The sequence below is a fragment of the Afifella sp. JA880 genome, from assembly GCF_025379905.1.
Taxonomy (GTDB): Bacteria; Pseudomonadota; Alphaproteobacteria; order Rhizobiales; family Afifellaceae; genus Afifella; species Afifella aestuarii.
This window is the reverse complement of sequence record NZ_JAOANH010000001.1, coordinates 324,604-336,880: the sequence shown is the minus strand read 5'-3', so window position 1 is coordinate 336,880 and position 12,277 is coordinate 324,604. Positions and strand designations below refer to the sequence as shown.

The following is a 12,277-nucleotide window of genomic DNA, read 5'->3' as shown; positions in this document are numbered from 1 at the left end:
TGCGCGCTCCTTGAATATGCCGCTGGGCTCGCCTCAGGCCTCTCCCTTTCGGAACGGCGTGTGCTCGGCGAGGATGCGATTTTCCAATTCCACGTGTCGCCGCTCGCTTGCAAGGTAATCCGCCACGGCGCTACGAAATCTCGGTTCGGCGATGAGGTGAGCCGAGTAGGTGGTGACCGGAACGTAGCCTCGGGCGAGCTTGTGGGGTCCCTGGGCGCCCGCTTCGACGCGCGTGAGCCCATGCGCGAGGGCATAGTCGATCGCCTGATAATAGCAGAGCTCGAAGTGCAGGCAGGGATGCTCTTCGATGCAGCCCCAATAGCGTCCGTAAAGCGTATCGCTGCCGATGAAGTTGAGCGCGCCCGCGACGTAGCGACCGGCGCGTCTGGCGAGGATCAAGACGATCTGGTCGGCCATGCGTTCGCCGATCAGCGAGAAGAACCTGCGATTGAGATAAGGGCGGCCCCATTTTCGGGCGCCGGTGTCCATATAAAACTCGAAGAAGGCATCCCAATGCGCCTCGGTGAGGTCGGCGCCTGAAACCCATTCCACCTCCACGCCGTCTTCGAGGGCGTCGCGGCGTTCCTTCCGGATGCCCTTGCGCTTGCGCGAGGAGAGGTCACCCAAAAAGTCCTCGAATGTCTCATAGCCGTTGTTCGTCCAGTGAAACTGCTGGTCCGTACGGACGAGGAAGCCGACATCTTCCAGTTCTAACGCCTCCGCCTCCGGCAGAAAGGTGACATGGGCCGAGGAGGCATCGTGCAGCCGGGTGACTTCGGCAATGCCGGCCGCAAGAATTTGACGCCGCGCCTCGGCTTCGGGGCCTGGCGCCACGAGAAGACGGCGGCCGGTGACAGGGGTGAAGGGGACGGAGATCTGGATCTTGGGATAGTAGCGGCCGCCCGCGCGCTCGAACGCATCGGCCCAGCCGTAGTCGAAGACGTATTCGCCCTGCGAGTGGCTTTTCAGATAGCACGGGACGACGCCCCAGACCTCGCTGCTCTCACCGCCTGCAATGAGGTGACGAGGCGCCCATCCGGTGCGGGCCGTGGCGCAGCCGGCCCGCTCCAGTGCCTCCAGAAAGTCCCAGGACAGGAAGGGGTTGACGTCGGTGCCGGGTGGATTGGCGCAGCGATCCCACGCCAGGCGGTCGATCTCGCGCAAGCCGGAGATCACACGCAGATTGATGGAAGAGGAGCCGTTCTCCATGCGGGCAATGGTAATGCGAAAGACGCCTGCCGCAATGGCGGCGAGAGAAGAATTGGATGAAGCTTCTCAGGCGATAAAGCCCTCGAACGTGATCTGATCGCTCCACCTTTCGGCTGTCTCCCGCTGCTTCCCGTTGCGCACGGTCCAGCAAATGAGCGGGTTGTCGGGCGCCGCCTCTCGGAAAAGCGGTGCGAAATGAGGAAGGTCGGCGACCCGGCACGAGGCGAAATCGAGACCCAGTCGCTGGATCGCCGCGATATGGCAATGGCAGGCTGTGACGTTGCCTTCGAGGGTCAGCCCGAGCGGACGGGTGCGCGTCACCCGCTGCATATCGTGGAGCAAAAAAGGATCGAACGACATGATGGCAAGTGGCCCGTCGTAATCGGCGATGGCTTTTCCGATCACTTCCGCAAATCCTGCGTCCCGCGAGGGGATGCTCTTCAGCTCGAGGACGATGGGCACGCGGCCCCCGACGAGCGAGAAGAGGTCGGACAGCCTCGGGATGGTCTCTTTGGTGCCTGAAAGCCGAAGGGGCACCAGATCCTCCGCCTTCCGGTCGCGAAACGCGCCTTCGGCTCCCGTCATGCGCGCCAGCTCGTCGTCATGAAAGACCATTGCAACGCCGTCGGCAGAGGGATGCGCATCACATTCGATTCCGTAGCCGTGCTCGATCGCGGCCTCGAAAGCCGCGAGTGAGTTTTCAGGCCGGCCCTTCGAGACGTCGTGCAGTCCGCGATGGGCGAGGGGACGCGATGCGATGAACGAGAGGGAGCCGAAACGCGACATAGCTTTAGCCGATCGCCACGATGGCTTCGATCTCGACCGCTGCGTCGAGCGGCAGCGCGGGCACGCCGACCGCCGAACGGGAATGCATCCCGCGTTCACCGAGCACCTCGGCGAGGAGATCGGAGGCGCCGTTGATCACGAGATGCTGCTCGGCGAACGAGGGATCGCTCGCCACAAATCCAGTGATTTTCACGAGAGCGCCGAGCCTATCCCAATCGCCATCAAGGGCAGCGTTGATCTGTGCCAGAATATTGATGGCGCAGAGACGGGCTGCCTTTTGGCCATCGGCCACGGGGAGCGCGCCGCCGAGCTTGCCTGTCACGGCGAGCTGGCCCGCCTCGATCGGCAGCTGGCCGGAAATGAACAGGAGGTCGCCATGGCGGCTATAACTCTTGTAATTGGCCGCCGGTGCCGCTGCATTCGGCAGTGTGATACCCAGGGATGCCAGCTTGTCCGTGACGCTCATCTCATATCTCCCGCGCATTGCGCACTGCAGTCTAATCGGTTGATTTTCTGCCAGTCGCGTTCATTCTGACGGCTGAAGCGAAAGCGGTCTCGCTTTCGCCGCACTCCTGGTCTTGAAGCCGCCCATGCAGACGATCCGTCCTGTTCATCTTGCCGTCTCGATGCTCGCCGTGGGTTTTCTGACCGCTGCGACGCCTCTGCCAGCCCCTCAGCCGGTGACCGCTCCGGTGCCGCATCGCGCCGTCTACGCTATCACGTTGGCGAAGTCGACGGATGCGTCAGGCATCACCGATGCTCGCGGGCGCATGGTTTTCGAGGTCTCCGGCAACGCCTGCGAAGGCTATACGATGACGCAGCGTCTCGTCGTCAATCTGGTCGGCGGAGAGGGGGGAGATCGCCTCCTCGATTTCCGCGTGTCGACGTTCGAAGACGGGCAGGGCGGCCTCTACCGCTTTTCCTCGGACACCTATCTCAATGATCAGGTGGTCGAGCAGATCGAGGGCGTGGCGCACCGGCAGAACGGCAAAGTGGTCGTCGACCTGACGACGCCAAAGGACAAGACGGTCGAGCTCGGCGCGGCCCCGCTTTTCCCGGGCCAGCATCTCAATGCGCTGCTTGCTGCTGCCCGTACCGATCAACGTTTTTTGTCGAGCGTGATCTATGAAGGCTCAGGCTCAGGTGAGACGGCGGACACGGCGACTGCAGTCATCGGTTTGCCGGACAAACTGACGGCCGATGGCACTCCTTCTGGTCTGCCGGACAGTCCGCTCGTCAAGTGCCGGCACTGGCCGGTATCGGTCGCCTACTTCAAGGATGGCGAGGAAGCGAAGCCGGAAAGCGGCGAAGAAATGCCGGCTTATCAGATGAGCTTCACACTCTACGAGAACGGCGTCACGCGCAATCTGGTGATGGATTATGGCGACTATGTTCTCAACGGGGAACTCCAGCGGATTGAGCCGCTTGCCAGCAAGCCCTGCAAGAGCCAGTAGCGCAGCTCGCACAAATCAGACGCTCAGAGGCGCGTGTCGCCTTCTCGCTTCTTGGGCTTTCCCGCCTCGAAGGTGAGCCCGAAATCGACACCGTGTGCGCCGAATTTTGCGCGGATCCGGTCGATCGCTTCTTCCACCTGAGCGCGGCGGCCGGCTTCCGGATCGAGAAGATCGAGCGGGTCGGCCCGCGCAGCATCCTGAAGTTCGCTGACGCCGATGCCGAGAAGCCGGTAGGACGAGCCGCCGAGCTCTTTGAGAAGAAGCTCGCGCCCGTTGCGAAAGATCTTGTCGGCGAGAGACGTCGGATCGCTCAGGGCGCGACTGCGGGTCAGCGTGCGGAAATCCGATGTTTTGAGCTTGAGCACGACGGTCTGGCCGGCGAGCGTCTTTTCCTTGAGGCGGGCCGAAACCTTTTCGGAGAGTCGCCGCAGGACGGGCATCAATTCGCTCTCGAGAGCGAGGTCGGTTTCGAATGTGGTCTCGGCCGAAATGCTCTTCGCCTCCCGCTCGGACTTGACGGGCCGGGCGTCGTGACCCTGCGAAAGCTGGGCGAGCCGCAATCCCATGGCGCCATAGCGGCGCGCCAGAACGCTTTCCTCCATGCCTTGAATCTGGCCGATCGTGGCGATGCCGTCTTTCTCCAGCCGACGCTGCATGGCGGCCCCCACGCCCCAGATGACCGACACCTTTTGCCGGGCGAGAAAGGCCATCGTCTCGTTTCGGCCGAGAACGGAAAAGCCGCGCGGCTTGTCGAGATCGGACGCGATCTTGGCGAGGAACTTGTTGTGGCTGAGGCCGACGGAGACACTGATGCCGATCTCTCTCTCCACCCGCTGCGCAAAGGCGGCGAGAACCGCCGCCGGCGGGGCATGATGCAGCCTTTCCGTCCCGGAGAGGTCGAGGAAGGCTTCGTCGATCGAGAGGGGTTCGACGGCCGGCGTCAATTCCAGCATCATCGCTCGAACGTCACGGCCAACAGCGGCGTACTTTGCCATGTCGGGGCGGATGACGACGGCTTCGGGGCAGAGCTGGCGCGCCTTGAACATCGGCATCGCCGAGCGCACGCCTTTGATTCGGGCGATATAGCAGCAGGTTGCGACGACGCCCCGTTTGCCCCCGCCGATAATGACAGCATGATCGGCGAGGCTGGGATCGTCGCGCTTCTCGATCGCCGCATAGAAAGCGTCGCAATCGATATGCGCGATCGCGAGTTCAAAGAGTTCGCCATGCTGGACGACCCGTGGGCTTCCACAAGCCCGGCAGCGCGACAAGGGCCCGTCGTAGCGGGCGAGGCAGTCGCGGCACAGCGTCTTTGAGGAAGCCTCTGGCACAGTCCCGCTCATCCCACCTGTGGCAGCTCTTTAACCCCCAATTGGCGCGCTGCTTCGACGACTTCCTCCGGGTGCAGCTCTGCGGCTTCGGCGAAATCGAAGAGGTCCGGCTCATGTGCCAACAGAAAGGTCAAAGTGCCGGCGAGAAAACCTGGCTCGCTGGCGGCTTGTCGAAGGCCGTCGGGCCGAAGACCCGTCAGGTCGAGATAACGTCCAAGCAGGTCTGGCCTGGAGGCGATATGGCCGAGGGCCATGACCGCGATTTCCTCGGCACGGTCTCTGGATATTCGGCGGGCTCTGATCATGTTGTGTTTGCCTTTCCTTAAAAGGCTTATGTCAAATTATGCGCGGTTTCGGCGGATCCTCAACCGCTTCGACCCATCGTCCAAAGAGGCGTATTCATGCCGAAGACAGTCATGATCGTTGAAGACAATGAGCTCAATATGAAGCTCTTCAACGATCTTTTGAGGGCCAAGGGCTACGGGACGCTCCCCATGCGCAACGGGTACGAAGCGCTGGAGACACTGAAGACCGAACGGCCCGATCTCATCATCATGGACATCCAGCTTCCGGAGATTTCCGGACTGGAGGTCACGCGCCTCATCAAACAAGACGATGAGCTGAAGCACATTCCCGTTATCGCTGTAACAGCTTTCGCCATGAAGGGCGACGAGGAGCGCATACGGCAGGGGGGATGCGAAGGCTATTTGTCGAAGCCGATCTCTGTCGCCTCCTTCATCGAGAATGTTCGCAATTACATCGGCGACGCATGAGGGCTGAAACGTGACAGCGCGTATCCTGGTCGTCGATGATGTTGCCGCGAATGTGAGGTTGCTCGAAGCGCGGCTTCAGTTGGACTACTTCGACGTCCGGACCGCGCTCTCCGGCGAGGAGGCTCTCGAGATCGCCTCGCGCGAGCGTCTCGATCTCATTCTCCTCGATGTGATGATGCCGGGGCTGACCGGTTTCGATGTCTGCAAAGCGCTTAAGAACCAGGCGGAAACGGCTGATATCCCGGTCATCATGGTGACCGCCCTCGATTCTGCGGAAGACAAGGTCAAAGGGCTCCGCTGTGGGGCCGATGATTTCCTGACGAAACCGGTGAGCGAGATCGAACTCCTTACGCGCGTGCGCAGTCTCGTGCGGCTGAAGAGCGTGACCGACGAGCTCAATCTGCGCGCCGCTGCCATGCAGTCTGTCGGGGTCGATTCGCGAGCCATCTTCACGAGCCCGCAGCTCAAAGGGTCGCGGATTCTGGTTGTCGATGACCGCGAAAGTTCCACCCGCCATCTGCGCAAGGCGCTTGGTCGCGACGTCGACGCCGATTTCGTCACCACGGCTCCGGAGGCTCTCGCGGCCGTCGAGACCTCGGTCTACGACCTTCTCATCGTGAGTCTCTCGTTGTCGGGCCAGGACGGTCTGCGCTTATGCTCGCAGATCAAATCGATCGATCATCTGCGTTACGTTCCGATCCTCATCGTGACCGATCCCGACGAAAGCGCCAAGCTGCGTCGCGCACTCGATTTCGGAATAAACGATTATATCGTCCGTCCGCTCGACGAAGCAGAACTCCGCGCGCGCGTGACGACCCAGTTGCGGCGCAAACGTTATTCGGATCGGCTGCGCTCGATGGTCACCAACGCCGTCGAGCTGGCCATCACCGACCCCCTGACCGGATTGCACAACCGCCGTTATCTCGACAGCCATCTCGTGTCGCTGCTCAGCCGTTCGGTCGAGCACGGTAAGCCGGTCTCCATCCTTCTTTTCGATATCGACTTCTTCAAAAGCATCAACGACCGTTACGGCCATGATGCCGGCGATGACGTGTTGCGGGAGTTTTCCACGCGCCTGCGGAAAGGCGTGCGGGGCATCGATCTCATCGTCCGATTCGGCGGAGAAGAGTTTCTCGTCGTCATGCCGGAGACGGCCATCGAGCAGGCTGTGCTGATTGCCGAGCGTCTGCGCGGCGATGTCGAGGCGGAGCCGTTCACCACTCGGGAAGGGCAAAAGCTCCCCGTGACGGTGAGCATCGGTTTGTCGCGCCTGGAAGGGCCCGAGGACACCCCCGGCAAACTCATCAAACGCGCCGACAAGGCGCTCTACGAGGCGAAAGCTGCCGGCCGTAATCGCGTGGCCCAGGCCGCCTGAGCGAGGCGCCGCGAGACCCGAGGTTATCAGCTGGCGACTTGTCCTGTCTGACCATTTCGCCTGCTGAAGGCTCGCGCGCAGTTGTCCCCAATTTTTGGGGGAATCTTAAGCTGCTATAAAACAACCGCTTTTCGGGAAGCGGAGCGGGTCTGATCCATTTTGGTACAATTGTGCACGTTAGAATTTACCAATTGTTTACCGCAGGCTGGATTCGCGCCGTTCCTTGCGCTCAATTGCACATTGAGCCCACCGATCGGGTTTAGGGTTTTGCGAGATACCCCATGGACTTGCTCAGGTCCGCCGCATCTCCTGGGCGCCGTGGGGTCGGCCGGTCCGGCCGCGACACGTGGCCTCCTCGATTGTCGCGACCGGCCGGCCACTTTTTTCCCAGTCAGAGCAATCCGAACGCACAAAAAGAAAGGCGCCCCGCAGGGCGCCTTTCTTGAATCCGCTGATGCAGCGAAGCTACTTGATCTTCGCTTCCTTGAAGAGGACGTGCTTCTTGAGCTTCGGATCATATTTCCGCTTCGTCATCTTCTCGGTCATCGTGCGCGCATTCTTCTTGGTGACGTAGAAGGTGCCTGTACCTTCCTCGCTCACCAGACGAATCTTAATGGTCGCGGCCTTGGCCATCGCTTCAGTCCTTGCTCAATGGCGGGAATTTGAGGGTGACATGACCCCTCTGGCTTCGGAAGTCAAGGCGTCTCGGCGCGCGAACGTACCAGGCGTGCTGCGGCGATGATGCAATAGGCGCCGAAGGCGGCCCCGATCGCGATCGGGAAACCAGTCGTGGGCATGCGATTCATCGCGTCGCCCACCATGACCGGGCCGATCAGCATCCCGAGAGCATAGCAAAAGACGAACGCGGAATTGGCAGAGGCGAGATCACCGCCTGAGAATCGCGCCGCAAGATGCGCCAGTCCGACCGTGTAGAGTCCCGCCGATGCGCCGCCCCAAAGAAACAGGACTGCGGCAAGCACAAGCCAGTTCGCTGTCGCCGCACTCGCGATCACCATGCCGAGGCAGCCGACCAGTCCGCAGACGAGCAGGATCAGGCGCTTGTCGATCTTGTCGGCGACGAGGCCGAGTGGGATCTGGAAGACGACATTGCCGAGCGTCATCGCCGAGGCGAGCAGCGGAAAAATAGCTGGCGCATATCCAAGATGCTGACCCCAGAGCGGGAGGAAGGCGAAGCCGGACGATTCGGCCATGGCGAAGACCAGCACGCCGAACGTTGCGATCGGCACCGCGAAGATGAAGGAGAAGAAAGAACCTGAGGGTTTCTCGGAGAAATCGGGAGAGACGTCGCGCGCCATCCATGTCGGTATGACGGCAATCAGGAACAGGGCCGAGCCCAGGAAGAAGGGAAGGGGGCTGGAGAGCCCCGTGATAGAGATCAGGACCGGCCCGAAGGCGAATCCGATCGACAGGCAGGTGGCGTAGATGCCCATGACGATGCCGCGTCGGTGATGCGGCGTCACGGCGTTGATCCAGAATTCCGACAGCGCAAAGCAGATCGACACGCACATGCCGTAGACGAACAAGAGCACGAACAGGACGGGCAGCGCCGTCACGTACCATGCGAAGGGAATGAGGCACGCCGCTGCCGGGAGAAGATACGAGATGGTTCTCGCGGTTCCGAAGCGATGCGCGATCCGTGGGGCATATGGCGTCGAAAACAGAGCCGAAAGCGCAAGGGTCGCCACAAGAAAGCCGATGGTGCGCTCCGACACGCCGCGGCCGGACAAGGTCAAGGCAACGAGAGGAGATAACAGGCTGATCGCCGTGCCGACGGCAATCATGGTGGAAATTGCCGCGATCGCGCCCCTGGTCAGCCCCAGTGCAGCGAGGCGTCCACCGAGCGCGGTGCTCAAGCTCACCTCAAACTCCTAGAGAAACTCGCTCTGTCTGCGACCGTAATGCATAAAATGGAAGGGAACGCCAGCTCCCGGCTGCAGGTCGGGATCCTCGTCCAGACGCGCTGCAAGATCGGTCAGGACGCGCCGGGTGATATTTGCCAGTCCGGTTTCGTAGGCCTCTTCGAATGTCAGCCAGCGCGGTTCCAACAGCTCTTTGTCGAGGCTCTCCTGACGGCCGACGATCGAATCTTCGAACACTGCAAAGAACCGTGCATCGAAGCGCCGTGTTCGCCCCGGCGGCGTGATCGCCCGGGCGATCAGACGCATTGGAGAAAGCGAGGGAAGCGCGCCGGTATCCGTAAAGGCCCGCCAAGCCGGATTGGATGGCCGAGCCGCATCGGCTGCCGCTTCGGCTTTCTCGCCCACCAGATATCCGGTTTCTTCGAAGGTCTCCCGGATCGCAGCAAGCGCGAATGCGCGCGCCTGGCGGTGTGTCGCGCATCCGGCTCGCCCGGCTTTCAGTTTGGCCGCAACCACCGGGTCGAGATCGCTCGCCATCGCCGCTGAATAGTCGCTACGCTCGACGCGCCCGCCCGGGAAAACATACTTGCCGGGCATGAAGGCGTGGTGTTCGGAGCGCTTACCCATGAGGACGCGCCATTTGCCTCTCTCACCGCTCAGAATGATTAAGGTGGCGGCGGGTTTCGGGCGCAACCGAGGCAGTTTTTCCGACGCCTGTTGGGGCTGCTCGAGCTGTGGCGATGCGCTCATTGCCAGGCCGTATCGACGTTCTTGTCGGCGGCATCGGCGTTCGCCGGGTCGAAGCCGTGCATCCGTAGCGCCCATTGGAGGCCGATCACGCCGCCTTTGACCGGACGCAGAAGGGCAAGCGAGAGAAGCGTGGCGAGCGGCACCCACAGCGCCATGTGCACCCAGATCGGAGGTTGAAACATCAGCTCCACGGCAAGCGCCATTGCCACAATCACATGCCCCACGATGAGAATGATGAAATAGGGCGGGGCGTCGTCGGCGCGATGGTGATACAGCTCTTCGCCGCAAACCGCGCAGGCGTCGGGCACCGTCAGGAAGCCACGGAAGAGGAAACCTTTTCCACATTGCGGACACCGACTGGCGAGCCCCCGGAGAATGGAGCCGATCACTGGGCGTGGTCGCTTCATACGTGTCCTTTCCGCTATTTGCGCTTTCGAGACGGGGCTCCCCTTTTGGGACTTCGGGGTCCCCGTGGTCTCGTGGTGCCCGGGCGTTTGCGTCCGGCATTGTTATGCCCCGAGGGCCTTCCGCCGGGCTTGCCGCGTGTGCCCTCGCTCAACATCTCAAGCCTCAGATCCCCGGCATAGGGGGTCGCTTCGGCAAGGCGCACTTCCACACGATCGCCGAGCTGATACGTGGCGCCGCTATCGGCGCCGTAGAGCCGGTGCAGCGTCTCGTCATAGATGAAGAACTCACTGCCGAGCGTGGAGATCGGCACGAATCCGTCCGCACCGCTTTCTTCCAGTTCGACGAAGAGACCGGCTCGGGTCACGCCGCGGATTCGGCCGAAGAAGCGCGCGCCCACCCGTTCTGAGAGCCAGGAGGCCACGAGACGATCGAGCGTGTCTCGCTCGGCCGTCATCGCGCGGCGCTCGGCGAGCGAAATCTCCGCTGCGACCTTCTCCATCGCCGCCTCGTCCATATTGCCGAGGCCGCCTTCGCCGGCGCCGAGAGCAGAAATCAGCGCGCGATGGACCAGCAGGTCGGCATAACGTCGGATCGGAGAGGTGAAATGGGCGTAGCGGCGCAGGTTGAGACCGAAATGGCCGATGTTCTGGGTCGAGTACTGCGCCTGGCTCTGCGAGCGCAACACCACCTCGTTGACCAGAATCGAATGCGCCGTATCCGCGACGTTCTTCAGGATGGTGTTGAATTCGGACGGGCGCAGATTGCCCTTTTTCGGAAGGCTCATGTCGAGCGACCCGAGAAAATCGCGCAGCCCTTCCAGCTTGTCGAAGGACGGCTCGTCGTGGATCCGGTAGACGAGCGGAGAATTGCGGCCTTCCAGCTCCTCGGCCGCTGCCACATTCGCCTGGATCATGAATTCTTCGATGAGCTTGTGTGCGTCCAGGCGCGGCGGCACATAGACCCGCTGAATGGCGCCGTTCTCGTCGAGCTGGACCTTGCGTTCCGGCACGTCGAGTTCGAGTGGCTCGCGCGAATCTCGCCCTGCCTTCAGCACCTCGTAGGCATCCCACAACGGCTTCAGGACGGTGTCCAAAAGCGGCTGAGTCCGCTCGTTGGTACGTCCATCGATCGCCGCCTGGCTCTCTTCGTAGGAGAGGGCCGCGGCAGAGCGCATCATGATGCGGGTGAAGCGGTGCGAGGTCTTGCGGCCGTTCTTGTCGAAGACCATGCGCACGGCGAGCGCAGGCCGGTCTTCTCCCTCGCGCAGCGAGCACAAATCGTTGGAGATGCGCTCCGGCAGCATCGGCACGACTCGTCCCGGAAAGTAGACGGAATTGCCGCGCTTCACGGCTTCCTTGTCCATGGCCGAGCCGGGGCGCACGTAATAGGCCACATCGGCGATCGCCACGCTGACGATATGGCCGCCCTCGTTGTCGGGATCGGGCTTCGCATACACCGCATCGTCGTGGTCGCGGGCATCGGCCGGATCGATGGTGATGAGAGGAAGATCGCGCCAGTCGTTCCGGTGCTCCATCCCGGCCGGCTTTGCGGCCTCCGCCTCGTCGATCACCCGCTGAGGGAAGACGTAAGGGATATTGTTTTCCTCAAGCGCGATCAGGCTGATTGCCTTCTCGGAAGAGACATCGCCGATGCGCTCCGACACCCGCGCCGACGGCAACCCGAGACGCTTTTTGGACAGCGGCTCGACGGCAACAAGCTCACCATCCACCGCGCCGGCAGCTTCGCTGGGCGGCACGATGTATTCCTTCGCGCGCCGGTTCGTGGGCACGATGCGTCCGCCGCCCTGTTCGCCGGGGTCTGCTTTGAAGATGCCGACAATCCGGTCGGGCACACGCTCCAGAAGCTTCATGATTCGGCCGCGATATGGGCCGTCATGTCCGCTTCGCTCGATGCGGGTCAGAACCCGGTCGCCGACGCCTGCCGTGGGCTTGCCGCGTCGCTTGCCGGCTGGTGGCAACGGCAATCTCACCCGCGGAGGTTTGCCTTCCGCCTCATCCCATTGCTCAGGCGTCCCGACTAGATCGCCATCGTCGTCGACGTCGATCACGCGCAAGACGGTGACGGAGGGAAGGGTGCCGGAGGCCCTGATCGCCTTCCGAGGTGAGGCGATCAGACCTTCGTCCGCCATCTCCTTGAGGGTGCGCTTGAGCGCCACACGGTCGGGGCCGGTGATCCCAAAAGCACGCGCAATCTCCCGCTTGCCGACCTTGCCCTCGGCGTCTTGGACAAAGTTCAGGATATCCTGCTCGCTTGGCAGGCGCGGACGTGTGCTCTTGGGTTTCTTCGGCAA

General features: G+C 62.1%; 13 protein-coding genes. 3 read left to right on the top strand and 10 right to left on the bottom strand.

The annotated features are described in order from the left end of the window. Positions 1–33: 33 nt before the first annotated feature. From NYQ83_RS01645 to NYQ83_RS01635, 3 genes are all read right to left on the bottom strand, one after another. Positions 34–1,209 (bottom strand): GNAT family N-acetyltransferase, encoded by a 1,176-nt coding sequence (locus NYQ83_RS01645; protein ID WP_261211770.1) that lies wholly within the window; start codon positions 1,207–1,209, stop codon positions 34–36. Between the two features lie 66 nt (positions 1,210–1,275). Continuing rightward, positions 1,276–1,995: a glycerophosphodiester phosphodiesterase family protein gene (locus NYQ83_RS01640; RefSeq protein WP_261211768.1), complete on the bottom strand. Its 720-nt coding sequence runs from the start codon at positions 1,993–1,995 to the stop codon at positions 1,276–1,278. A 4-nt stretch (positions 1,996–1,999) separates the two neighbouring features. Next, positions 2,000–2,461 (bottom strand): RidA family protein, encoded by a 462-nt coding sequence (locus NYQ83_RS01635; protein ID WP_261211766.1) that lies wholly within the window; start codon positions 2,459–2,461, stop codon positions 2,000–2,002. A 124-nt stretch (positions 2,462–2,585) separates the two neighbouring features. Here NYQ83_RS01635 and NYQ83_RS01630 point away from each other — a divergent pair, with 124 nt between their 5' ends. Continuing rightward, positions 2,586–3,449 (top strand): cell envelope integrity EipB family protein, encoded by an 864-nt coding sequence (locus NYQ83_RS01630; RefSeq protein WP_128293997.1) that lies wholly within the window; start codon positions 2,586–2,588, stop codon positions 3,447–3,449. 23 nt (positions 3,450–3,472) lie between these two features. Here NYQ83_RS01630 and NYQ83_RS01625 read toward each other — a convergent pair whose 3' ends face one another. Both NYQ83_RS01625 and NYQ83_RS01620 read right to left on the bottom strand, forming a co-directional pair. Beyond that, positions 3,473–4,792 carry a DNA polymerase IV gene (locus NYQ83_RS01625; RefSeq protein WP_261211756.1) on the bottom strand — a complete coding sequence of 440 codons (1,320 nt, stop codon included), beginning with the start codon at positions 4,790–4,792 and terminating at the stop codon, positions 3,473–3,475. After that, positions 4,789–5,085: a DUF3572 domain-containing protein gene (locus NYQ83_RS01620; RefSeq protein WP_128293999.1), complete on the bottom strand. Its 297-nt coding sequence runs from the start codon at positions 5,083–5,085 to the stop codon at positions 4,789–4,791. Before NYQ83_RS01620 ends, NYQ83_RS01625 begins: the two co-directional genes overlap by 4 nt. A 96-nt stretch (positions 5,086–5,181) precedes the next feature. Here NYQ83_RS01620 and NYQ83_RS01615 point away from each other — a divergent pair, with 96 nt between their 5' ends. Both NYQ83_RS01615 and NYQ83_RS01610 read left to right on the top strand, forming a co-directional pair. Next, complete coding sequence (locus NYQ83_RS01615) at positions 5,182–5,553, top strand: response regulator (protein ID WP_092812467.1); 372 nt, start codon at positions 5,182–5,184, stop codon at positions 5,551–5,553. Between the two features lie 10 nt (positions 5,554–5,563). Next, positions 5,564–6,928, top strand: coding sequence for a PleD family two-component system response regulator (locus tag NYQ83_RS01610; protein WP_128294000.1), 1,365 nt, complete (start codon positions 5,564–5,566; stop codon positions 6,926–6,928). 465 nt (positions 6,929–7,393) lie between these two features. Here the strand turns inward: NYQ83_RS01610 and rpmG are convergent, their stop codons facing one another. The 5 genes from rpmG to rnr form a co-directional block, all read right to left on the bottom strand. Continuing rightward, positions 7,394–7,561: a 50S ribosomal protein L33 gene (gene rpmG / locus NYQ83_RS01605; protein WP_128294001.1), complete on the bottom strand. Its 168-nt coding sequence runs from the start codon at positions 7,559–7,561 to the stop codon at positions 7,394–7,396. 62 nt (positions 7,562–7,623) lie between these two features. After that, the gene (locus tag NYQ83_RS01600) at positions 7,624–8,808 is read right to left on the bottom strand and encodes an MFS transporter (RefSeq protein WP_261211748.1); all 1,185 of its coding nucleotides are present in this window, start codon (positions 8,806–8,808) and stop codon (positions 7,624–7,626) included. Positions 8,809–8,817: 9 nt separating this feature from the next. After that, on the bottom strand, positions 8,818–9,435 hold the full coding sequence (locus NYQ83_RS01595; RefSeq protein ID WP_409976942.1) for an NUDIX hydrolase: 618 nt from the start codon (positions 9,433–9,435) through the stop codon (positions 8,818–8,820). A 119-nt stretch (positions 9,436–9,554) separates the two neighbouring features. Next, positions 9,555–9,965 carry a DUF983 domain-containing protein gene (locus NYQ83_RS01590; RefSeq protein WP_261211744.1) on the bottom strand — a complete coding sequence of 137 codons (411 nt, stop codon included), beginning with the start codon at positions 9,963–9,965 and terminating at the stop codon, positions 9,555–9,557. 14 nt (positions 9,966–9,979) lie between these two features. Then, positions 9,980–12,277 (bottom strand): ribonuclease R, encoded by a 2,298-nt coding sequence (gene rnr / locus NYQ83_RS01585; protein WP_261211742.1) that lies wholly within the window; start codon positions 12,275–12,277, stop codon positions 9,980–9,982.

Coding starts and splice junctions, on each gene's coding strand:
- NYQ83_RS01635 (WP_261211766.1), bottom strand. CDS start 2,461: ATGAGCGTCACGGACAAGCTGGCATCCCTGGGTATCACACTGCCGAAT.
- NYQ83_RS01615 (WP_092812467.1), top strand. CDS start 5,182: ATGCCGAAGACAGTCATGATCGTTGAAGACAATGAGCTCAATATGAAG.
- NYQ83_RS01640 (WP_261211768.1), bottom strand. CDS start 1,995: ATGTCGCGTTTCGGCTCCCTCTCGTTCATCGCATCGCGTCCCCTCGCC.
- NYQ83_RS01595 (WP_409976942.1), bottom strand. CDS start 9,435: ATGGGTAAGCGCTCCGAACACCACGCCTTCATGCCCGGCAAGTATGTT.
- rpmG (WP_128294001.1), bottom strand. CDS start 7,561: ATGGCCAAGGCCGCGACCATTAAGATTCGTCTGGTGAGCGAGGAAGGT.
- NYQ83_RS01590 (WP_261211744.1), bottom strand. CDS start 9,965: ATGAAGCGACCACGCCCAGTGATCGGCTCCATTCTCCGGGGGCTCGCC.
- NYQ83_RS01630 (WP_128293997.1), top strand. CDS start 2,586: ATGCAGACGATCCGTCCTGTTCATCTTGCCGTCTCGATGCTCGCCGTG.
- NYQ83_RS01620 (WP_128293999.1), bottom strand. CDS start 5,085: ATGATCAGAGCCCGCCGAATATCCAGAGACCGTGCCGAGGAAATCGCG.
- NYQ83_RS01645 (WP_261211770.1), bottom strand. CDS start 1,209: ATGGAGAACGGCTCCTCTTCCATCAATCTGCGTGTGATCTCCGGCTTG.
- NYQ83_RS01625 (WP_261211756.1), bottom strand. CDS start 4,792: ATGAGCGGGACTGTGCCAGAGGCTTCCTCAAAGACGCTGTGCCGCGAC.